Below are 20,061 nucleotides of genomic sequence, written 5' to 3'. Positions count from 1 at the left end.
TGGCGCGAAGCCAGTGAGGTTACACGGTGAGGGTCAGCCCGTGTCCGTCTGGGGCTCTCAAGCCCGCGACAGAGCAAGGTGCGGCCCTCACCGCCACAGTCCCAAACCCGGACAACCGCTCGGGCCCAAGCCCGCATTTGCAAGGTAGGGTCATGGACGAACAACCGACCATCTTCGTTGGCATCGACGTGTCCAAATACCGTCTCGACGTTTATCTCAGGCCGTTGGACGAGGCCTTCCATGTTCCTCGGGACGTGAAGGGGCTTGAAGCTCTCGCGCGCCGCTTCACCAGCCTCCCGGTTGCCCTCGTCGTCCTGGAAGCCACTGGCGGCTTCGAGGCGAGCGTAGCTGCAGCACTCGCCGCAGCCGGGCTGCCGCTCTGCATCGTCAACCCGCGCCAGATCCGCGACTTCGCCAGAGCCATGGGCCGGTTGGCGAAGACCGACACGCTCGACGCTGAGGTGATCGCCCTCTTCGCCGAACGCATCAGACAACCGGTCAGGCCTCTGCCGGAACCGGAGAGAAGCCACTTCGCCGAGCTCGTGAGCCGGCGGCGGCAGATCATCGGGATGATCAACATGGAGACCAACCGCCGCGATCAAGCCGTGGACAAGCAGCTGAGCCGGCGGCTTAGCCGCCACATCGCCTTCCTGGAAAAAGAGCTCGTCGAGCTCGATGGGGATATCGGCCAAACCATCAAGGCCTCTCCCGTTTGGTGCGAGACTGAGGCGTTGCTCAAATCCGTTCCCGGAGTTGGAGACGTCACCGCGCGCACGCTTCTGGCTCAGCTGCCTGAACTGGGCACGATCGGTCGCCACCAGCTCGCGGCTCTCGTCGGCATCGCTCCAATCAACCGCGACTCTGGCCTGATGCGGGGCCGGCGATCCATCGCGGGTGGGCGAACATCTGTGCGAGGCGTACTGTACATGGCTGCGCTGACTGCAATCCGGCGAGGCTCTCCGTTCCGGCCCTTCTACGAGCGGCTCACTGGGCGGGGCCGGCCTAGGAAGGTCGCCCTCGTGGCAGTGATGCGAAAGCTCCTGGTGACGCTCAACGCCATCGTCCGCGACCGCACGCCCTGGCGGCCCCTCAAGGCTTGACCTTCAACACAGCCGCTCAGTCGTCGTGGCGCTGCCGTGGAGAACCTGTCCCATAGCGCGTCCCTCCATGCGGTATCAGTCGTACCACCACACAGCGGGAACGAACATCTAGCTCCTGAAGAGCGAGTGCAAGCGACGCAACGGAAGCGCAGCGTCGCCATGGCAGAGGGGGACGAAACACGGGCCTAAGACCTCGGGACGGCAGTGGCACGTCACCGCGAACAAGGCCTGAGCGGCCACCTCAAGGGCGGCGCTTCGACACCCGTCAGGACACCCCGCCCGACGCGTTTCGCGTGTGACCACGGCTGACGGCAGGTCTCCTGGCTCACGGGCCGTCGCCCTCGCACCGTCTTCCCGGATGAAGGTCATCCAGCGACGCGGTGGTGCTGGGCTCGCCGCTTACAGTTGCGGGGGCAGCCGCGGCCTCAGGCTTGCACCTTCACCGCGTTCCCTTTTGATCCCCAAGGGGAACCGTCACGGCCGAGCTACAACTTCACGTACTCGTGAGTCAACGAATTCGGCCAGCTTCGGTCTCGCCAGTAAGCCAGTCGGGATGACTGGAGTGGGTGGATCTGCGACCGTCCGCTTCCGGGCGGCCATGCATAAGAACGGACATCACCACCGCGCTCGCTCTCGACCCTTGTCTGAAGTTTAGAAGGTCCGTTTATGGGCAACCTGACCCAGCCTTGCTATCTTACAAATAGACATACCTTTCAGACGGACCGAGTCTCGATCTTTAAGCGTCTGAACCAGGGAGTATAGATTGACCGAGCGCCCCCGCGTCAAAACGCTGAGGCAGAGCACGGCCGAGGTTGAGTCGAAGCGAGCGTACGAGTTCTGGCGCGATACGGCGTTGGCCATGTCCGGCGTCTCCAGCGCCTGCACCGAGGAACGGCGGTCGTTCTCAGCCAGTCGCCTCGTCGCCGTCACGGCCCACAGCACCTTGCTGCACACCGAAGGGCCGCGGGTCGATGTCGAGCGCTCGGCGCGCCATGTCCGCCAAGACGGGCGCGACACCATCACAATCGCCCTGGTCCTGCGCGGTACCCAGTACTTCGAACAAGGGACCCGCGGCGGGCGGATGGCTCCCGGCGACATCAGCATCACCGACTCTGGACGCCCGTTCCTGATAGGGGCCTACGAGGATTACGAGGAGATCCGGCTTAGCACGACGCGCGCGGCCTTCAGGGCCCATGTCGGCGAGCCGGACGCCTACGCCGGGCGCCTGATCGGCCACGGCCCCCTCAATGCGCTGTTTGCGACCTACCTGCGGTCCTACGCGGCCTTGGTGCCGAGCATGACGGAGGCCGAGGCCGACACTGCGGTCGAGGGCACCCTCCACCTGTTCCGAGGTTTGGTGGGCGCCCCTACGGGCGAGGTCACGGCGGATGCGCTGCGGTCGCTGGCCACGGTGCACATCGAACGCAGCTTACACGATCCGGCGTTCGGTCCCGACGCCCTGTACCGGGCGTTGTGCGTCTCCCGCAGCCGCCTCTACACCGCCTTCGCCGATGGCGAGGGCGTAGCGGCGGCGATCCGCGACGCGCGCCTCGACCGGGCGCATCGGCAGTTGTCGGCGCCTGCGCATGCCGGCGACAGCATCGCGACCATCATGCTCCGGTGCGGCTTCACCAACGCGTCGGGCTTCAGCACCGCCTTTCGTCGGCGCTTCGGAACCGCGCCACGCGATCTCAGAGCCTCAAACACCTGAGGGCGGATGCTTTACCGGACCTGGGGCGGCGACCAGCCGCGTGACCGGCCGGGCCAGGACGCCGCGTTGCCGGGAAGGAGCGGCCGAAGTGACCGGAAACATCGCGGGTGTGGGGCAAGCGTCGGGGGAGGCGGGGGCCGCGGCGGTCCAGGTTTTGTCAGCGGCCTCTCAGCTGTCGAGGCAATCCGAGCATCTTGGTTCCGAGGTCGACCGCTTCCTCGCCACCGTGCGCGCGTTCTGAGGCCAGTCGGATGGCGTGCCGTAACGCCCGACGTGCCATTCAACCGAAGATTTAGCTTCGTCAGGCGAGCGCTCTATCGCGTCACCGGCCTGCCCGACCGGCCGCGTGGACCGCCGAGCACGAGGGCGCCGCTGGCGATCAGGGTGGCGGTGAGCACGGCGAACATGGCGTGGATCCCGTAGCCGTCGAGCAGCGGCAGCAGGACAATCGGCGTCAGAGCTGCAGCGACCCGCCCACCGGCCCAGGCGCAGGTGAGGGCCGAGGCCCGCGACGCGGTCGACAGGAGCTCCGTCGCGTAGACTGCGAGGAGGCCGCCGTAGATCGCCGCTGCGGTGTTGAACGCCAAGCCGAACAGAACGAGGGTCGCGAAGGTCTCGCCGACGGCAAAGGCCGTGCCAAGAACCACCATCGCGGCCGCCATGGCGACCAGACAAGTGCGCCGCTCCAGATGGTCGATTACCGTAGCAGTGAGCAGGGTCCCGAGCGGCGGCCCCAGCATCGACAGGCCAGCGAAGACCAGGGACTGATCGACCCGGAAGCCTTTCCCGAGCATCACGACCGCGCTGAGCAGGGGAAAGCCTACTGTCGCCCACGGACTGAGCGCATAGAGGGCGACGAACAAGGCGGCCCGGCGGCGCTGCTGGGGGTCAGCGAGCAGCCCTCGGAAACCCGCATGCATCGGAGGCTGGGGATGCCTGGTCGCCTCAGCGGGCGTTTCGAGTGGGACGATGCCGCTCGCTGCCTCGAAGCGCCTGCAAGCGCGTTCGGCCTCAACAGCGCGCCCGACTGCAGCGAGCCAGCGCGGCGAGTCCGGCAGAACGCCGAACAGGGCCGCCCCCAGAACCGCCAAGACCGCACCGAGCACCAGAGCCCAGCGCCAGGCCGCGATCCCGAGCGGCGGCGCTGGCGCCAGGGCCTGGACCAAGAGGATCACCCCGGTCCCGCCCAGAAAGCCGATCCCGGTGCAGACCATCAGCATCGCGCCGCGCCGCCGGGGCGGCATCACGTCGGCGAGGTAGGTCGCCGCCAGTGGCGGGAAGCCGCCGATCGCGAAGCCCGACACCGCCCGGGCGACGGTGAGCTCGGTGAGGCCCGAACTCATGGCGGCGGCCGCCGATCCGACTGCCATCAGCACCAGAGTGGCTTGGAGTGCCGGCCGCCTTCCGAACCGGTCGCCGATCAAGCCGAAGACCGGTGCACCCACCGCGCCCCCGGCGAAGACAGAGGCCAGCAGTAGGGACAAGCTACCCCGCGGCATACTGTAAGGCGGCGCTAGGAAGATCGCCGCTAGGGCATTGCTTAAAGCGACCTCGGCCACGTCGGTGAACAAGCCGAGGGTGCAGACCGCTAGGATCGTCAGGTGCAGCGATGTGATTGGCAGACGGTCGAGCCGGGAGGCGATCGTATGCGGCGCTCCCCCCGGGTCCTCTTGCACGAGAGCACCGGGGGCGACAGGTCGTCGGGACGTCTCGATCACGCAAGCGGTTCCGTTCCGGACCGGCGGTCGATCACGGCCGGTGATAGGGCCTGATAGCCGCGAGTTGCGCGTTCCGGGAACAAAATCCACCTCCTCCACCCAAAGCAGCCGGTCGAGCCGGTTCGGTTTGGGTATGCCCATCGGAGCGATCGGCGGCAATTCGTTGTGGGTGCACCCAAATCAGACCAATTGCTGCTGGCACGAACGTCCGGTTTCAGCTGCGGCGCCGAAGGCCGCTTACCACCCTGTGCCGAAGTTGCCGGAGTGCTGACGAACGGCTGCTTTGGAGAAGCGCCGATGGCGGTCCGGGTGGCTGGGTTGGGTCGGTAGCCGAATGGCGGCTTGGGGTGGCTTTCCGCCCGTCCGCTTTCGGACGGTCCGGGCATCGAAGCGGACATAGTGAAGTTTCGAACGCACCGACCAAGCGGGAAGCTGGGCCTGATCAGACCGAACCCCTCCCATGAAGGCCGAGAAGCCGGTGCAGGATGTCGCCCAGTTGCACTGCCGAGTACGGCTTCTGCAGTAGCTCGAACCCGTGCGTGCCTTCCTGCGCCAGCACGTGGCTGTAGCCGGATGCCAGGACCACCGGCAGGTGCGGCAACCGCCGCTGCAGTGCCTTGGCGAGCTCTACGCCACCCATGCCTGGCATCACCACATCGGTGAACACCAGGTCGAAGCCTGCGCCGTTGCCGCCTACCCGGTCCAACGCATCCTCGGCGTTGGCTGCCCAGGTCGGTCGGTAACCTAGGTCCTCAAGGATCTGGGTCGCGAACTGACCGACGCCGATGTTGTCCTCAACGACGAGGATGCGCTGCCCCGTGCCGAGCGGCGTCTGCCCCCCGTCGGGCCCGCGGACACGGTCCTGGACCTCCTCTTGCTCGACTTCCGGCAGGTAGAGGGTGAAGGTTGTGCCTTCCCCGACGGTGCTGGCAACGTCGATGTCGCCGCCCGACTGCTTGGCGAAGCCGAATACCTGCGACAGGCCGAGCCCCGTGCCCTTGCCGACCTCCTTGGTCGTGAAGAACGGCTCGAAGATCCGGCTGAGCAGGTCCGGGGGGATGCCTGAACCCGTGTCGACGAGGGAGACCGTGGCGAAGGCTTTGCGCGAGCCGGCATGGCCGCGGATGACGGGAAGGGCCGTCCGGCATCCGAGGCGCAGGGTGAGCGTTCCCTCCCCGTCCATGGCATCGCGCGCGTTGACGGCCATGTTGATGAGCGCGGTCTCGAACTGGCTTAGATCCGCTCGGACGAAGCAGGGCGCATCGGGCACCTCCGCGACCACGTGGACGCGTGCGCCCGTCACGGTATCGAGCATCTCCGCAATCCCGCGCATCCTCTCGCCGACGTCGAACACCTCTGGCTTGAGGGTCTGCCGGCGTGCAAAGGCGAGCAACTGGCCGGTGAGCTTGGCCGCGCGCTCAACCGTATCGGAAACGGCGTTGAGATACCGATCCTTGCGCACTTCTGGCAGGTCCGGTCGTCGAAGGAAGTCCACGGACGAGCGGATGATGGTCAGCAGGTTATTGAAATCGTGCGCGACCCCGCCGGTGAGTTGGCCGACGGCTTCCAGCTTCTGGGATTGGCGGAGGGCCTCCTGTGCCTGCTCCAGCTCGGCCTGCCTTTCCCGGGCCTCGGTGATGTCGCGCCCGGTCGCATAGGTCAGCTTTCCGGCCGGGGCGGCGGTCCATGAGATCCAGCGCGTCGAGCCATCCTTGTGCCGGTAGCGGTTGACGATGTGGGGCATCCCGCCCTCGGCCGCCTCGGTATAGGCATCAACCGTTTCAACATGGTCCTCCACCAGGACGAACTCGTTGACGTGGTGCCCGACCAATTCGTGCGGCTCGTAGCCGAGAAGGCGGGTCCATGCCGGGTTGACCCGCTGGAAGACGCCTTCGAAGTCGATAATCAGCATCAGGTCGGGAGCGGTGTCCCACATCAGGTCTAGCTCGTTTGTGCGCTCCTCTACGCGCTGTTCCAAGGTCGTGTTCAGGCTGCGCACCTCGCAGAGTGCCCGTTCCAGGCTCTCTTGGCTGTCTTTGAGCGCGGCGTCGGTCAGCACCCGCTGCGTGGTCTCGTCGGCGAAGATGAACAGGCCCGCGATCCTGCCGTCGGCATCGAGCACCCGCGAGTAGGAGAAGGAGAACCAGGTCTGCGCCGCCCCCCGGTCGGTATCGAGCTTCCACGGAAGGTCCTCGAAGCGATGGCTGCGCCCGGCGAAGGCGTCTTCGATGATGGGCTTGGCCTGTTCCCAGGCGTCGGCCCAGACTCTGTCGAAACGTTCGCCCGTGGCCCAGGCCACCCGGGGACCGAGCAGGCGGGAATAGGTGTCGTTGAAGAAGAAATGCAGGTCCGGCCCCCAGGCCAGGATCATGCTCTCGGGCGAGTTCAGGACCAGCGAGAGCGCGGTCTTGAGAGATTGCGGCCACGTCTCGGGGGAGCCGAGAGGATGGGCCGACCAGTCGCGCCCGCTGATGAGGCACGCGGCCTCACCGCCTCCAGCTAGGAAGGCCCTCGCGTCGCTCACCGCGTCATGCCCAGCGGACGCCGTACGAAGCAGCAAGGGCTGCGCCCTGGCGTCGTCTTGCTGGGTCGGTGACACCCCTCATTGAGCGTATTGAAGACCGTGCGGTAGTGCTCTTCGCAGTCGCGCAAAGACGTGATCGCGCGCCGCAGCTCATCGGAGGACATCTCAGGGGCCATGCCCCCCTTATGGCACATGCGCCCTGAGTGGTCGCCGAGGGCGTGCTCCTCCGCCGGAGCTATGGTGCCGGCTTTTCACCCCGAACCGAGGTCGCGATGCGGTCGGCGAACGGCTACTTACGGGAAGCGCCCACAACAATGTGAGAGATCAACCTGGATCCTGCGCACGACGGCGTAAGCGGGATGGCTCACGCCCTGGTCGGGCTGGAGCCGCGCGAGGTGGTCGATGACGAGGGGCGTCGGCAGACGCCGCGGCACGGGATCCAATAAAGTGATCTGGTCGCCGGTCGCGTAGATCTGAACGTGCCAGCCGAGGGGCTCGACCTTGCGGGCCATCGACTCCAGGCGCTCGGCGGTGGTCGGCTCCCAGGATTGCGGCGTGCTGAAATTCACCCGGATGCCCACCGCGCCCTGTGCCGCCATCGCCCAGAGTTCGGCATCGGCGATGTCGCGATCGACCACGACCACCGCGCGAGCCGAAGGGCCGAACTGCGCCACGGCGTCGAGGGTCGCGCGGTTGTCCGTGCCGTAGGTCGAGGGCGTCACCACCACCACCCAGCTCGTCCCGAAGCGCGTCTGCAGACGGCGATAGGCGGTGACATTGCTGTCCAACACCGGCCGGCCCTTCCAGTGGGGCGAGGCCGGGAAGCGGGTCGACAGGATGTGGATGTGGCAGTCGCAGGCCTTCGGCGGCACGCGGATCGCGGGCGCCTCCGTGCCTGCGGAGAACGGAATACCGTCCGCCGCGTCCGCTGGCCGGTTACGGAGCCCGAGAGCTGTGGTTAGGGCGAGGGCGCCGCCCGTCCCCAGAATGCTCCGCCGCATCGCTGTGGTCTCGGGATCCATCGTCGGGTTCCTCCCCACGTTCGCGCGGTCAGAAGCCGTAGAGCTTGGCCGAGTTGGTCACGAGGATCCGGTTCCGCACCGCCTCATCAGGGGCCCAGCTCGCCAGGAGGTTGAGGAGCACGGCATCGTCCGGCTTCGCGTCGGCCGGCGAGGTCGGGTGCGGCCAGTCGCTGCCCCAGACGAGGCGCTCAGGGGCGAGCTGCACGTAGGCGCGGGCGAGGCGGCTCCGGTCGGCGTAGCTCGGCGGTCCGACCTTCGAGAGAATGTAGGCGCCGGTGAGCTTCACCCAGGCACCGTGCTTCTCGATCAGGTCGGCGATGACGCGGAAGCCGGGGTGATCAGGGCCGGCGGGCTCGGGCAGGTGCCCCATATGATCGAACACGATCGGGACCGGCAGGCTCTTCAGGGTGTCGGCCAGCTCCACGATCTTGTCGCCGTCGGAGACCAGCTGGATGTGCCAGCCGAATTCGGCGATCTTGCGGGCGACCGGCATCATGTCGGTGATCGGCGCCCCGCCGGGCAGGCGCGTCCCGAAGCGCACGCCGCGGATGCCGGCCCCGTCGAGGCGCTTCAGCGCCTCGGTTGTCACCGAGGCGTTAAGCATGGCGATGCCCCGGGCGGTCGGCCCGAATTCTTGGACGGACTGGACGAGGAGGCTGTTGTCGACCCCGTAGGTCGAGGGCTGCACGACGACGTGGCGGGTCAGGCCCAGGCGTCGCATCAGGAGCTGGTAATCCGCCACGCTCGCATCCGGTGGCCGCAGGGTCGCGCCGGGCGCGGCGGGGAAGCGCGCATCGTAGATGTGGTGGTGGCAGTCGGTGGCGCCCGGCGGCACGGGAAAAGTCGGCCGCTCCGTGCCCGAAGACCAGGGGACGGTCTGAGCCCTGGCGGCCCGCAACCCCACGCCGAGGGCAGCGCCGGCCATCAGGGTCGCGAGGTGCGCGCGGCGGGTCATCGGGGAGGTCATCGTCCGGTCCGTTCAATGATGCGAGAAGAGGGTCTGGCCGGGGGCCGGCATCCGCGCCGTCAGGATGCTGCCGGTCTGGGATTCGGTGATGAACAGGGTCGCCCCGTCCGGGCCGCCATAGGCGACGTTGGTGGTGGAGATCCCGGCGGTGGACTTAACCCGCAGCACCGGCTCGGCGACCGGCGACAGACGCCAGATCGAACCGAACCCAGTATGGGCGACGATCAGGCAGCCCTCCGCATCCAGTGCTATGCCGTCCGGGCCGCCGAGACCACCGTGGAGCTGCGCGAACACACCCACCTTGGCGACGAGCCCGCTCCCGTTCAGGGGAATCCGCCAGATCTGCTGGGCGCGGGTCACGGCGATGAACAGACTGCCCATGGCATCGTCGATGACGATGCCGTTCGGGCTCGGGATCGTGTCCACGAGGCAGGTCAGTTCGCCGGAGGACCGAAGCCGATAGACCCGGCCGGTCGGGTCCTGCAGCCCGGTCTGGCCTTGGTCGGTGAAGTAGAGGTCGCCGTTCCTGGCGAAGGTCAGGTCGTTGACCCCGCGGAAGCCCTCCGAGCCAGCCGTCTCCAGGAATGGCGTCACCGCCCCCGTGTCCGGGTCGAGGATCATCAGGCCCCGCTTGTAGCAGGTGATGAAGATCCGCCCGTCCTGGTGGATCTTCATCCCGTTCGGCCAGCCGTCATATTCGGCGACGAGATCCCATTCGCCGGCTTGGTCGATGCGGAAGATCCGGCCGAAGGGGATGTCCGTCACGTAGAGGCGGCCGGCCCGGTCGAAGACGGGGCCTTCCAAGAAGGAATCGATCGCGTGACCGCCCCGGTTGGCGTTCGCCCAGGCTGTCGGCCGGACCATGCGGAAGCGGTCGGGCAGGCGCGTGAAGAGTTCGGCCGTCACGGCCGGCGGCGGTGCGAAGAACGACATCGCATGTCCTCGGTGGGGGAGCGTAGACGGTGGCTCAGGCGGGCAGCGCCGCCGCGTGTGCCTCGCGGGCATGAGCGCGGCTGATCAGGATCACGCTGATCGCGGCGGCGGCATCGAGGGCGGCGACCGGGAGCATGCCGAGGGGGAAGCTGCTGGTCGCGTCCTTCACGAGGCCGACCACGTTCACCATCAGGCCGCCGCCGATCAGGTTGGAGATCGCATTGATCCCGGCAAGCCCGGCCGCCAGCGTCCCCGGCGAGAGCCATCCGGCCGAGAGCGCCCAGAACGGCCCTTTGAACGAGTAGGCGCCGACGAGGGCGAAGGTCACGGCCAGGATGGCGGTGGCGATGCTACCGGTCAGGTACAGGTACGACAGGCCGAAGGCGGCGAACAGCAACGGGATCGCGGTGTGCCAGCGGCGCTCGCTGTGTCGGTCCGAGTGGCGGCCCCAGAGCACCATTAGCACCGTCGCGAAGCCGTAGGGAATCGCATTGACGAAGCCTGTCTGCAGGTTGGTCAGTCCGAAGGACTTGATCATCTGCGGCTGCCAGACCGACAGGACGCTGCCGGTCGCGGAGGCGCCGGAGCAGACCAGAGCCATCGTCAGGAAGTACTTGTTGCGCACGAGCTGCCACAGGGAGATGTGGCCGATGGGCTTCTTGCGGGCCGCCTCCTCGTCGAGGCGCCCGACGAGCCAGGCCCGCTCGGTCTCGCCGAGCCACTTCGCGTCGCGGGGCCGGTCGGTCAGCACGAACAGGCAGGCGATGCCGAGGAGGATCGTGGGGATGCCCTCCAGCACGAACAGCCATTGCCAGCCCTTGAGGCCGAGGGCACCGTCGAGTTCGAGGAGCGATACCGAGAGGGGCGAACCGAGGAAGGTCGCGAGCGGGATCGAGACCGTGAAGGTCGCCAGGATCCGCGCCCGGTATTCGGCGGGTAGCCAGTAGGTCAGATAGAGGATCGCGCCGGGGAAGAACCCGGCCTCCGCCGCGCCCAGGATGAAGCGCATCGCGTAGAGCGAGTACGGCCCGACTACGAAGGCCATGCACGCGGTGACCAGACCCCAGGTGATCATGATCCGGGCGATCCAGCGCCGGGCGCCGACCTTCTGCAGGGCGAGGTTGCTCGGCACTTCGACCAGGAAGTACGAGACGAAGAACAGGCTCGCCGCCAAGCCGAACATGGCCGGGGTGAGCCCGAGATCCTTGTTCATCTGCAAGGCGGCGAAGCCGACGTTCACCCGGTCGAGCAGGGCGCAGAAGTAGCAGACCATCAGGAACGGCACGAGCCGCAGGATCACCCGGCGCATTGTCGCCTTCTCGAGCGCGTGCATATCGTGTTCGGAGATGCTCACGTTCCATCCTCCCATCGCTGTGAGATGCGGCCCGTCCGACGTTCGTCGTGCTTGAGCCTCTGGTGATCCTGTGGCTCGGGGATCAGATCCCTTCGCAGCCCGTCTCCGCGAGGGCGCGCTCGACCCAGGAGCGGTCCACGGTGCCGGCCTGGATCGCCGCCATGGTCTTGGCCTCGCCCTGCTGCTTCCTGTCGGCGTTGGCGTAGACCGCCTCGGTCTGGTCGAAGGGCACGCAGACGAAGCCGTCGTCGTCGCCGACGATCAGATCGCCCGGCTCGATCACCATGCCCTCGATGGCGATGGTGGCGTTCATCTCGCCCGGCCCGTTTTTGTAGGGACCACGATGGGTGATGCCGGCGGCGTAGACCGGGAACGTGTTCTGGCGGATCCAGCCGTAGTCGCGCACCGCGCCGTTCAGGATGACGCCGGCCATGCCGATCTGTTGCGCGTGGGAAAGCATTAGCTCGCCCATCAGGGCGTTCGTCAGGTCGCTGTCGCCATCGACGACGAGTACGTCGCCGGGCTTCGCGCGGTTGAGGGCCGCGTGGATCATCAGGTTGTCGCCGGGGCGCACCCGCACGGTCAGGGCGACGCCGCAGAGCACGCCGCCGGCATGGAGCGGCCGGATCCGGGCGCCGCCGTGGCTCATGCGGCTCATCGAGTCGCTGATGTTGGCGACCGCGATCACCTTGAATTTCTCGACGGTGGCGGGGTCGACCGTGCGGGTGCGCGGGTGGATCTTGAAACCGATGGCCATAACTGTTCCTCCTTCGATACGGGGGATGGGCGGTGTCAGGCGACGGGCTTGAGGCCGGCCTTGAGCACCATGGCGTCGAGTGCCTCCTGGTAGGTCCGGGGGACGACGCCCTTGAAGTGATCCTTGAGGCCGAGGCTCTCCTTCCACCGCAGGCGCTGGGCGACGGCGCGGGCCATGATCGGCTCGACGCCGGCATCGGCGACGGCGTCGGCCGACATCTCCAGCTCCTCGGCCCGGCGCTTGGCGTGGATCACCCCCGACGGGGTCAGGCTCTGGACCGTGTCCATCCACGGCCGGGCGAGGGTTTTGGAGGCCGACGCGAGGACGACCTCGTCGATCCCGTATTGCCGGGCGGCGAGCAGCATCTCGTCGGTGAGCGCCTCGATCCCCTTGATCAGGACCGAGCGGATGATCTTGATTCCCGAGGCGGTGCCGAGCACCGGGCCGGTGAACTCGATCTGCATACCCCAGGGCACCAAGAGATCGCGCACCCGCTCGCCGGCCGGGCCGCTCGACAGCATCCGCATGGAATAGCCGTGCAGCGGTGTGCCCTCGATCGAGGCGTCGCCGAGAAGGGCGCCGGTCGCTTCGAGCTTGCTCGCGACACCCTGCTTGATCTTCGGCGTGGCCGAGGCGAAGTCGAGGAAGGTGTGGCGGCTCGTCAGCACCGGGGCGAAGGCGTCGGCGCTCTCCAGCGAGGCCACGCCCGGAGTCACGCTGACGATCAGTTCGGCGACCTCGGCCAGCTCCCCGTTCGATCGCACGAGGGTGACGCCGGCCTCCCGCGCCCGTGCCTGGATCAGGTCGGCGTAGGGCCCGTCGAAGGCGTACTTGTCGTAGCAGGCGATCGATTGAAGCCCGGCGCCGCGCAGGCCGGCCCCGAGGGTGCTGCCGATCTCGCCGTAGCCGACGAGGCCGAGCCTGAACTGTTCGCGATCTGCCATGGGGTTCTCCTGGGTCTGTTCCTGGTGAGGGGTTTAGTTCGTTGATGCGGAACGACGGGGGGCGCCGGCGCGCGCGCGGTCGAGAAGGACGGAGACGGGATGGGGCAGGTGGACTTCGTCCATGAGCTTGGCCTGCGACCGGCACGAGTAGCCGTCGGCCATCAGCCGGCCCGTGCCCCCCCGTTCGGCCACGTGGTTCGCCCAGCTGAGCCGGTAGATGCGCTCGGACATCGCCCGGTGCTCAGCCTCGTGGCCGTAGGTGCCCGCCATGCCGCAGCAGCCGCTCGGGAGGATTGTGAGATCGAGCCCGTAGGCGTCGAAGATCGTGGCCCAAGCCGCCATCGCCGGCTGCGCAGTGGTACGCTCGGTGCAGTGGGGCAGCAGCCAGACCGTCTCGCGCCCGCCCGCGCGCGGCACGCCGTCCAGGCGGCTGGCGAGCCACTCCTGCACGAGCTGGACGCGCGGAATGTCCCGGCCCGGCAGCGCCTCGGCGTATTCCGACCGGTAGGTCAGGGTCATGGACGGGTCGAGGCCGATCAGGTCGACGCCGGTCGCGGCGAGGCGGTCGAGTTCGGTCGCGTTCTTGGCGGCGAGGCGCTCGAACCGGCCGAGGAAGCCGTGAACGTGCAGCGGCTTGCCGTTCGGCCGGTAGGGCGCGAGCCAGGGCCGGACGCCGATCGCGATCAGCAGATCGAGCAGGTCGAGCAGGACCGGCGTCTCGTAGTAGCTCGTGAAGGCGTCCTGCACCACGACGACGCTGGTCAGACGCTCGGGCGCGGACAATCCGGACAGCGCCTCCGCTGTCGCGAGCCGGACGCCGCGCCGGGCGATCTCACGCGCGAGGTTCAGGCGCGAGAGCTTGGGGGTTTTGACGAGGCCGATCGCATCGGAGCTTTTGAGCGAGGTGGCCAGGTTGACGAGGACGGGGGCCTTGGCGAGCCAGGGCACCAGCGCTTCCAAGGATGCGAGCGCATGGTGGCGGAGCGGTCGCAGGTAGCGCCCGTAGTACAGTTCTAGGAACTTGGCGCGGAACGCCGGGACGTTCACCTTGATCGGACACTGCCCGACGCAGGACTTGCAGGCGAGGCAGCCGTCCATCGCCTCTTTGACGCGGTGCGAGAAGTCGTCTTCGCCCCGGCGCCGCGCCAGCGTGTTGCGCACCCGGTTCGGCAGGCCGCGCCAACCGGATACCCCGCGCAGACGCCGCGCCTCCGCGACCGGATCGACGCTCGCCACAGTGAGGCGGCGCAGCCACTCGCGCATGAGCTGGGCGCGGCCCTTGGGCGAGTGCCGCCGCTCGCGCGTACCCTTCCAGGACGGGCACATGGCATCGTCCGGATCCCAATTGAAGCAGGCCCCGTTGCCGTTGCAGTGGAGCGCGTTGTCGTAGCTCTCCCGTATGGCAAGCGGGATGGCACGGTCGCCCGCGCCCTTGACCGGCACCTCGTCGATGCGCAGCAGCCGGCCGTCGTCGGGCACCGCGATCTTGCCCGGGTTGAGCTGGTGATGCGGGTCGAACGCGGCCTTGATCGCCTGAAGCTGAGGGTAGAGAGGGCCGAAGACGGTCGGGACGAACTCGGAGCGCACACCCTTGCCGTGCTCGCCCCACAGCACGCCGCCGTATTTTTGAGTGAGGGCCACGACCTCCTCGGTCACCGAGCGGATGAGGGACACCTGCTCCGGGTCCGTCATGTCGATGGCCGGGCGGACGTGGAGTACGCCCGCGTCCACATGACCGAACATCCCGTAGGCGAGGCCGCGGCGGTCGAGCGCTGCCCGGAACTCGGCGATGTAGTCCGCGAGGTTTTCCGGCGGAACGGCGGTGTCCTCCACGAAGGCGATCGGGCGTCGCCCGCCCTGCATCGCGCCGAGCAGGCCGACCGCCTTCTTGCGCATGCCCCAGATGCTCTCGACCGGGTCCGACGCGCCGGCCGTCGGTCCGCGGCTAGAGGCCTCGCCTCCGGCCTGATCGCCGTCTTCCGCCACCCGGGCGCCGCCATCGGCAGCCAGGGCATAGGCGCGCTCATCCCGTGTCGGGCGTCCGGGTGCGGCCCGACCGCCGGAGTTCCGCGCGACCGTGAAGCCGCGCCGCCCGAACCGGCGGCCTTCCCGGTCCAGCCTGTCCGTCACGCGGACGATCTGAGCCTCCAAATCCTCCGCTTCGTCGGCCAGGAACTCGACGAGGTTGACCCCGGCCGCCGAGCCCTCGGGGTCATCCGGGAAGTACGCGGCGACCTCGTGCCAAACGATGTCCGTGCGGGCGAGGTCGAGCACCTTCGAGTCGACGGTCTCGATCGAAGCCGCCCCGATTTCCACCAGGGCGTGGGCGTCGCGCAGGGCCGCGTCGAAGCTGTCGTAGCGGATGTTGACGAGCGCCGCGTAGCGCGGGATCGGCAGGACGTTCAGCTCGGCCTCCACGACGAAGCCGAGGGTGCCTTCCGCCCCGCATAGGACCGCGTTCAGATTGAAGCGACCGTCGGCTTCGCGGATGTGGGCGAGATCGTAGCCGGTGAGCGAGCGGTTGAGTTTGGGGAAGCGCTCGGCGATGAGCGCACGGTTCTCCCGCTCGATGCGGTCGACCAGCCTGTGTACGGCGCCAACGCGGTCGGGACGGGCCGACACGGACGCCAGCTCCGCGTCTTCGAGGGGCAGCGACATCCAGACCGTACCATCGAGCAGTACGGTTGTGAGCGCGAGCACGTGATGGCGGGTCTTGCCGTAGAGGCAGGAGCCCTGGCCGCACGCGTCCGTGTTGATCATGCCGCCGATGGTGGCGCGGTTGGAGGTCGACAGCTCCGGCGCGAAGAACAGGCCGTGAGGCTTCAAGGCCGCGTTGAGCTGGTCCTTCACGACGCCCGCCTCGACCCGCGCCGTGCGCCGCTTCGGGTCGATCTCCAGGATGCTGTTCATGTGCCGTGACAGGTCGATCACGAGGCCGTCCGTGAGCGACTGGCCGTTGGTCCCGGTGCCGCCGCCGCGCGGGGCGACCTTGACCGAGCGGAAGCGCGCCTCGCCGAGCAGACGCGCGATGCGCACGAGATCGTCCGTGAGGCGTGGGAAAGCGATCGCCTGTGGAACGAGCTGGTAAATGGAATTGTCGGTGGCGAGCACCGTCCGATCGGCGGCTCCGAGGGTCAAATCCCCCAAGAAGCCCCGCGCCTGCAGCTCGGCGCAGAACTCTTGGTAGATCGAGGACGCGGCCGGTTCGGATGAAAGACGCGGGATCATGGCGTCACGCCAGGACGGCCGCGGGGACGGCGTCCCGCCGCCCGAGGCGGCCGAAGATGATCATCAGGGTCGCGCCGAACAGAAGGGTGCAGCCGATGGCCAGCAGCGGCGCCGTGAACCCGCCCGAGAGGTCGCGGACGAACCCGATCATGTACGGGCCGGCAAAGCCGCCGAGGTTGCCGATCGACACGATCATCGCGATGCCGCCCGCGGCCGCTCGGCCGGTGAGAAAGCCCGAGGGCACGGCCCAAAAGGTCGCCACGCACGCGTTGATCGAGGCCACCGCCACGCAGAGCGCGGCGATCGTCAGGACCGGGGTCGGCGTGAAGGCGCTGGACACGAGGGCGACCGAGCCGACGAACAGCGCGATCGCGGGGTAGATCGTCCAGTCGCTGCCGCGGTCCGACATCCGGCCCCACACGACCATCGCGGCGGCGCCGCAGAGGTAGGGGATCGCCGTCACGAAGCCGAGCAGCGTAGTCGAGACGCCGAGCTGCTTGATGATCTGCGGCAGCCAGAGGCCGATGCCGAGCGACCCGATGATGGTGCAGAGGTTCACGACCGCGAGGGTCAGGACGCGCCAGTTGCGCAGGGCCTGCCCGAGCGAGAGGCTGTGCTTCTTCTCGATGGCGGCCTTCTCCGCAGCCAGCTGGCCGACCAGGAAGTCGCGCTCCGGTGCGGACAGCCAGCCCGCTTTCTCGGGCTTGTCGGTCAGCACGAACAGGCAGGCGACGCCGAGAAGGATCGCGGGCACGGCCTCCAGGATCAGCAGCCACTGCCAGCCCTTCAGGCCGAAGCCCTCGAGTTGGATCAGCGCCCCTGAGATCGGCGAGCCGAAGATGTTGGCGACCGGGATCCCTAGGAGGAACATGGCGGTGGCGCGCGCCCGGACGGCGGCGGGAAACCATAGGCCGAGGTACAGGAAGACGCCGGGCACGAAGCCGGCCTCCCCGAGCCCGAGCAGGAAGCGCGCGACGCCGAACGACACCGGACCCGTGACGAACGCCGTCGCGGCGGAGACCAGGCCCCAAGTTATCATGATGCGTGCGATCCAGAGCCGAGCGCCGACCCGCATCATGATCAGGTTACTGGGAATCTCGGCGATGAAGTAGCCGAAGAAGAACAGTCCGGCGCCGATCCCGAACGCCGTGGCGCTGAGCCCGAGGTCGTTGTTCATCGTGAGCGCGGCGAAGCCTACGTTCACGCGGTCCAGATAACTCACGACGTAGCAGGCGAACATAAACGGCAGGATCCGCCGCATCATCTTCCCGTAGAGGCTCCGCTCATCGACCCCACAGGTCTGAGCACGAACCGATTCGGCCGCCTGCCCTAGTGCCATGACGTCCACTCCCGAATCGCCGTTTTGAAACGGCGTTTCGTTTTTATCTCTCTAACGGCTTGCCCTGTCAACGACGGCGTGGGCAACGCGGCGTCATGGCTTGGTGTGCAGACGGTCGATGGTTATGGATCGCGATCGCCGATCATCGTGAAACCGGAGAGAGCACGAAGCCATGGCGAAGGAGGCTCGGACGCGCCCCAAGCTCGAAGGGGTGGCCTCGGCCGATCGAGTCCTGACGGTACTGACGGCATTCCGGCGGGGCGACGATGCAATCGAGCTGGCGGAACTCACCCGCCGCACGTCGCTCGTGAAGAGCACCATCATGCGGCTGTGCATCTCGCTGGAGAAGTTCGACCTGATCGAACGCCTGGATGACGGGCGCTATCGCCTCGGTGTCGAGGCGGCGCGGATCGGCTCAGTCTACCAGCAGTCCTTCGCCCTGGAGGAGCGGATCGTCCCGGTGCTGGAGCGGCTCGCCGCGGAGTCGCTGGAGACAGCGTCGTTCTACATCCGGCGCGGCAACCAGCGGCTGTGCCTGTTCCGAGCGGACTCGCCGTCGCCGCTCCGGATGAACGTCCGCCCCGGCGACATGCGGCCGATGGACGAGTCGGCCATCGCGCAGGTTCTAAGGACCTTCAGCGATCGACGCGTCTCGGAAAGAGCGGCGATCGAGGTCCCGCTCTTTACCTCCGGCATCACGGACCCTCACGTTGCGTCGGTCGCAATGCCCGTGTTCGGGACCGAGCGGCGGCTGATCGGCGCCCTCGCGCTCTCGGGCCCATCATCCAGGCTCACGGCGGAGCGGGCCGAGACCCTTAAACCGCAGTTGCGCGAGGCGGGCGAGCGCCTGTCCTCGGAACTGGGCGCCCAGCTTTGACGCAGTTTGCAGTACGTCGCGGACATTCATGATGGCGCGCTCAAGCGAGCCGGCGAAGCTGGATACTGGGCTCCGCCGTGCATCCGAGAGATCGAAGACTTAGGAAAACTCTGATCTTCGAACGGCCACTCCGATGTTCGCTACGTTGATCCGCGTTGCTCCGGCCTGTCTGCGCGCCCGCGTGAGGCGCCATTCGAGAATGCGCGCACAGGACGTGAGCGTGAAGCACAGGGTGAAATAGGTCAGCGCAAGAAGCCCGTAGACCTCGAAGGGCTGCGTCAGCAGCAGGTTGTTGACCTGCGCAGCCGCGAAGGTCACCTCGTGGGCGCTGATCACGTAGCCGAGGGACGTCTCCTTGATGGTCGAGACGAACTGGCTGACCATGCTCGGCAGCATGTTGTGGAGGGCCTGCGGCAGGACGATCGACAGGGTCGTCGGCCAGTAGCCCAGTCCCAGGGCGGTCGCCGCCTGCACCTGCCCCTTGGGCAGCCCCTCGATTCCAGCTCGGATGACCTCGGACAGGTAGGCGGCCTCGTACACGACGAGGGTGATGATCAGCGTCTCGACGCCGCCGATTGGGCGCCCCACCACCAGCGGCGACAGGAAGTACGCCCAGAAGATGAACATGATCAGGGGCAGGCCGCGCACGACGTAGACGAGCGCCGTCGCCGGCAGGCGCAGCCAGCGGTACGGGCTGAGCCGCGCGAGGGCTAAACCGACCGCGAAGGGGAAGCAGAGCGCGAGCGACGCAATTGCCATGAACAGCGTCATGACGAGACCGCCGATAGGCCCGTAGGGATACTGCCCGATGAGGAAGAGGAGCCAGTTGTCCCTCAGGATCTCCAGCATCAACGTGCCCTAACCTGGAGGCGTCGGGCACAGGCGGCCCCGAGCAGCATGATGCCGAGGGAGACGGCGAGGTAGATCACGGTGGCGACGGCGAAGGCGTCGAAGGTCTGGAACGTTTCGCTCTCGACCGCGCGGGCGCGATACGTCAGTTCGCCGACGCCGATCGCCATGGCGAGGCTCGTGTTCTTGAACAGCAGCAGGGTCTGGTTGATCAGCGGTGGAATCGCGTGGCGCAGGGCCTGTGGCAGCACAACGTTGCGCATCGCGCCGAGGTATCCGAAGCCGAGGGAGAGCGCGGCCTGATACTGGCCCTTCGGGATGGAGCGGATGCCGCTGCGGATGTCCTCGGCGACATAGGCCGCGGCCGCGAGCCCGAGCGCAGTGGCGGCGAGCAGGAACTGGCCGTCATGGGTGTTGAGCCACTGGCGCGCGGGGCGCGGCAGGAGCGACGGCACGCCGAAGTACCACAGGAAGATCTGTACCAGGAGCGGCACGTTGCGGTGGTATTCGACGTAAGCCCCGACGAGCCACGCGCAGGGTCGCGCCGGAAGCATCCGGATCAGGGTGAGCAGGATCCCGACCGTGAGGGCGATGCACCAGGCCGCCGCGGTCAGGGCGAGCGTCGTCCCGATGCCGACGGCAAACCAGTCGAGATATCGACCCTCGAGCACGCCACCCGCGTCGAACAGGTGGATCATCGGGTCCTACCCAGGTTCCGACTTCGGTCCACCGAGGCGG

The 20,061-nt window shown here is 67.7% G+C and carries 15 protein-coding genes, 1 pseudogene and 1 riboswitch; of the genes and pseudogenes, 4 read left to right on the top strand and 12 right to left on the bottom strand.

Annotation, left to right across the window (positions count from 1 at the left end):
• The first annotated feature begins 152 nt into the window (after nucleotides 1-152).
• From AO398_RS13015 to AO398_RS29390, 3 genes and pseudogenes are all read left to right on the top strand, one after another.
• Nucleotides 153-1,100: an IS110 family transposase gene (locus AO398_RS13015; protein WP_058192527.1), complete on the top strand. Its 948-nt coding sequence runs from the start codon at nucleotides 153-155 to the stop codon at nucleotides 1,098-1,100.
• A 292-nt stretch (nucleotides 1,101-1,392) separates the two neighbouring features.
• A riboswitch (cobalamin riboswitch) is annotated at nucleotides 1,393-1,591 on the bottom strand.
• A 368-nt stretch (nucleotides 1,592-1,959) separates the two neighbouring features.
• A complete protein-coding gene (locus tag AO398_RS13010) occupies nucleotides 1,960-2,811 on the top strand; it encodes a helix-turn-helix domain-containing protein (protein WP_152997512.1) in 852 nt (283 codons plus the stop codon).
• Between the two features lie 85 nt (nucleotides 2,812-2,896).
• Nucleotides 2,897-3,052: pseudogene (locus AO398_RS29390) on the top strand (methyl-accepting chemotaxis protein); the annotation flags it as partial.
• Nucleotides 3,053-3,125: 73 nt separating this feature from the next.
• Here AO398_RS29390 and AO398_RS13005 read toward each other — a convergent pair.
• The 10 genes from AO398_RS13005 to AO398_RS12960 all read right to left on the bottom strand — a co-directional run bounded on the left by AO398_RS13005 (nucleotide 3,126) and on the right by AO398_RS12960 (nucleotide 17,597).
• Nucleotides 3,126-4,487, bottom strand: coding sequence for an MFS transporter (locus tag AO398_RS13005; protein WP_058192490.1), 1,362 nt, complete (start codon nucleotides 4,485-4,487; stop codon nucleotides 3,126-3,128).
• A gap of 484 nt (nucleotides 4,488-4,971) precedes the next feature.
• Complete coding sequence (locus AO398_RS13000; RefSeq protein WP_082643263.1) at nucleotides 4,972-6,900, bottom strand: PAS domain-containing sensor histidine kinase; 1,929 nt, start codon at nucleotides 6,898-6,900, stop codon at nucleotides 4,972-4,974.
• A gap of 446 nt (nucleotides 6,901-7,346) precedes the next feature.
• On the bottom strand, nucleotides 7,347-8,075 hold the full coding sequence (locus AO398_RS12995) for an amidohydrolase family protein (RefSeq protein WP_244498758.1): 729 nt from the start codon (nucleotides 8,073-8,075) through the stop codon (nucleotides 7,347-7,349).
• 28 nt (nucleotides 8,076-8,103) lie between these two features.
• Entirely contained in the window at nucleotides 8,104-9,042 is a 939-nt protein-coding gene (locus AO398_RS12990; protein WP_058192488.1) for an amidohydrolase family protein, read from the bottom strand.
• A gap of 12 nt (nucleotides 9,043-9,054) precedes the next feature.
• Nucleotides 9,055-9,975, bottom strand: a complete 921-nt coding sequence (locus AO398_RS12985) for an SMP-30/gluconolactonase/LRE family protein (protein WP_058192486.1) — start codon at nucleotides 9,973-9,975, stop codon at nucleotides 9,055-9,057.
• A 34-nt stretch (nucleotides 9,976-10,009) separates the two neighbouring features.
• Entirely contained in the window at nucleotides 10,010-11,329 is a 1,320-nt protein-coding gene (locus AO398_RS12980) for an MFS transporter (protein WP_082643268.1), read from the bottom strand.
• An 82-nt stretch (nucleotides 11,330-11,411) separates the two neighbouring features.
• Nucleotides 11,412-12,086 carry an RraA family protein gene (locus AO398_RS12975; RefSeq protein ID WP_058192482.1) on the bottom strand — a complete coding sequence of 225 codons (675 nt, stop codon included), beginning with the start codon at nucleotides 12,084-12,086 and terminating at the stop codon, nucleotides 11,412-11,414.
• Between the two features lie 35 nt (nucleotides 12,087-12,121).
• Nucleotides 12,122-13,030 carry a DUF1932 domain-containing protein gene (locus AO398_RS12970; RefSeq protein ID WP_058192480.1) on the bottom strand — a complete coding sequence of 303 codons (909 nt, stop codon included), beginning with the start codon at nucleotides 13,028-13,030 and terminating at the stop codon, nucleotides 12,122-12,124.
• Between the two features lie 33 nt (nucleotides 13,031-13,063).
• On the bottom strand, nucleotides 13,064-16,258 hold the full coding sequence (locus AO398_RS12965) for an FAD-binding and (Fe-S)-binding domain-containing protein (protein ID WP_058192478.1): 3,195 nt from the start codon (nucleotides 16,256-16,258) through the stop codon (nucleotides 13,064-13,066).
• Nucleotides 16,259-16,262: 4 nt separating this feature from the next.
• Entirely contained in the window at nucleotides 16,263-17,597 is a 1,335-nt protein-coding gene (locus AO398_RS12960) for an MFS transporter (protein WP_058192524.1), read from the bottom strand.
• Between the two features lie 172 nt (nucleotides 17,598-17,769).
• Here AO398_RS12960 and AO398_RS12955 point away from each other — a divergent pair, with 172 nt between their 5' ends.
• Nucleotides 17,770-18,474, top strand: a complete 705-nt coding sequence (locus tag AO398_RS12955) for an IclR family transcriptional regulator (protein ID WP_058192476.1) — start codon at nucleotides 17,770-17,772, stop codon at nucleotides 18,472-18,474.
• Between the two features lie 99 nt (nucleotides 18,475-18,573).
• Here AO398_RS12955 and AO398_RS12950 read toward each other — a convergent pair whose 3' ends face one another.
• Both AO398_RS12950 and AO398_RS12945 read right to left on the bottom strand, forming a co-directional pair.
• The gene (locus AO398_RS12950) at nucleotides 18,574-19,323 is read right to left on the bottom strand and encodes an amino acid ABC transporter permease (RefSeq protein WP_058192474.1); all 750 of its coding nucleotides are present in this window, start codon (nucleotides 19,321-19,323) and stop codon (nucleotides 18,574-18,576) included.
• Nucleotides 19,323-20,021, bottom strand: coding sequence for an amino acid ABC transporter permease (locus tag AO398_RS12945; protein WP_058192472.1), 699 nt, complete (start codon nucleotides 20,019-20,021; stop codon nucleotides 19,323-19,325). Before AO398_RS12945 ends, AO398_RS12950 begins: the two co-directional genes overlap by 1 nt.
• Nucleotides 20,022-20,061: the final 40 nt, after the last annotated feature.

Origin of the sequence: Methylobacterium sp. GXS13, assembly GCF_001455965.1 — a bacterium.
In the GTDB taxonomy this organism is placed as follows: Bacteria; Pseudomonadota; Alphaproteobacteria; order Rhizobiales; family Beijerinckiaceae; genus Methylobacterium.
This window is presented reverse-complemented; position numbering and strand designations above follow the sequence as displayed.

Bases quoted from the DNA above. Each gene is read 5' to 3' on its own strand.
- AO398_RS13015 (WP_058192527.1), top strand. From the start codon at position 153: ATGGACGAACAACCGACCATCTTCGTTGGCATCGACGTGTCCAAATAC.
- AO398_RS12960 (WP_058192524.1), bottom strand. From the start codon at position 17,597: ATGGCACTAGGGCAGGCGGCCGAATCGGTTCGTGCTCAGACCTGTGGG.
- AO398_RS12985 (WP_058192486.1), bottom strand. From the start codon at position 9,975: ATGTCGTTCTTCGCACCGCCGCCGGCCGTGACGGCCGAACTCTTCACG.
- AO398_RS13010 (WP_152997512.1), top strand. From the start codon at position 1,960: ATGTCCGGCGTCTCCAGCGCCTGCACCGAGGAACGGCGGTCGTTCTCA.
- AO398_RS12955 (WP_058192476.1), top strand. From the start codon at position 17,770: ATGGCGAAGGAGGCTCGGACGCGCCCCAAGCTCGAAGGGGTGGCCTCG.
- AO398_RS12965 (WP_058192478.1), bottom strand. From the start codon at position 16,258: ATGATCCCGCGTCTTTCATCCGAACCGGCCGCGTCCTCGATCTACCAA.
- AO398_RS12945 (WP_058192472.1), bottom strand. From the start codon at position 20,021: ATGATCCACCTGTTCGACGCGGGTGGCGTGCTCGAGGGTCGATATCTC.
- AO398_RS12995 (WP_244498758.1), bottom strand. From the start codon at position 8,075: ATGGATCCCGAGACCACAGCGATGCGGCGGAGCATTCTGGGGACGGGC.
- AO398_RS12970 (WP_058192480.1), bottom strand. From the start codon at position 13,030: ATGGCAGATCGCGAACAGTTCAGGCTCGGCCTCGTCGGCTACGGCGAG.
- AO398_RS13000 (WP_082643263.1), bottom strand. From the start codon at position 6,900: ATGATCCTGGCCTGGGGGCCGGACCTGCATTTCTTCTTCAACGACACC.
- AO398_RS12950 (WP_058192474.1), bottom strand. From the start codon at position 19,323: ATGCTGGAGATCCTGAGGGACAACTGGCTCCTCTTCCTCATCGGGCAG.
- AO398_RS12990 (WP_058192488.1), bottom strand. From the start codon at position 9,042: ATGACCTCCCCGATGACCCGCCGCGCGCACCTCGCGACCCTGATGGCC.
- AO398_RS12975 (WP_058192482.1), bottom strand. From the start codon at position 12,086: ATGGCCATCGGTTTCAAGATCCACCCGCGCACCCGCACGGTCGACCCC.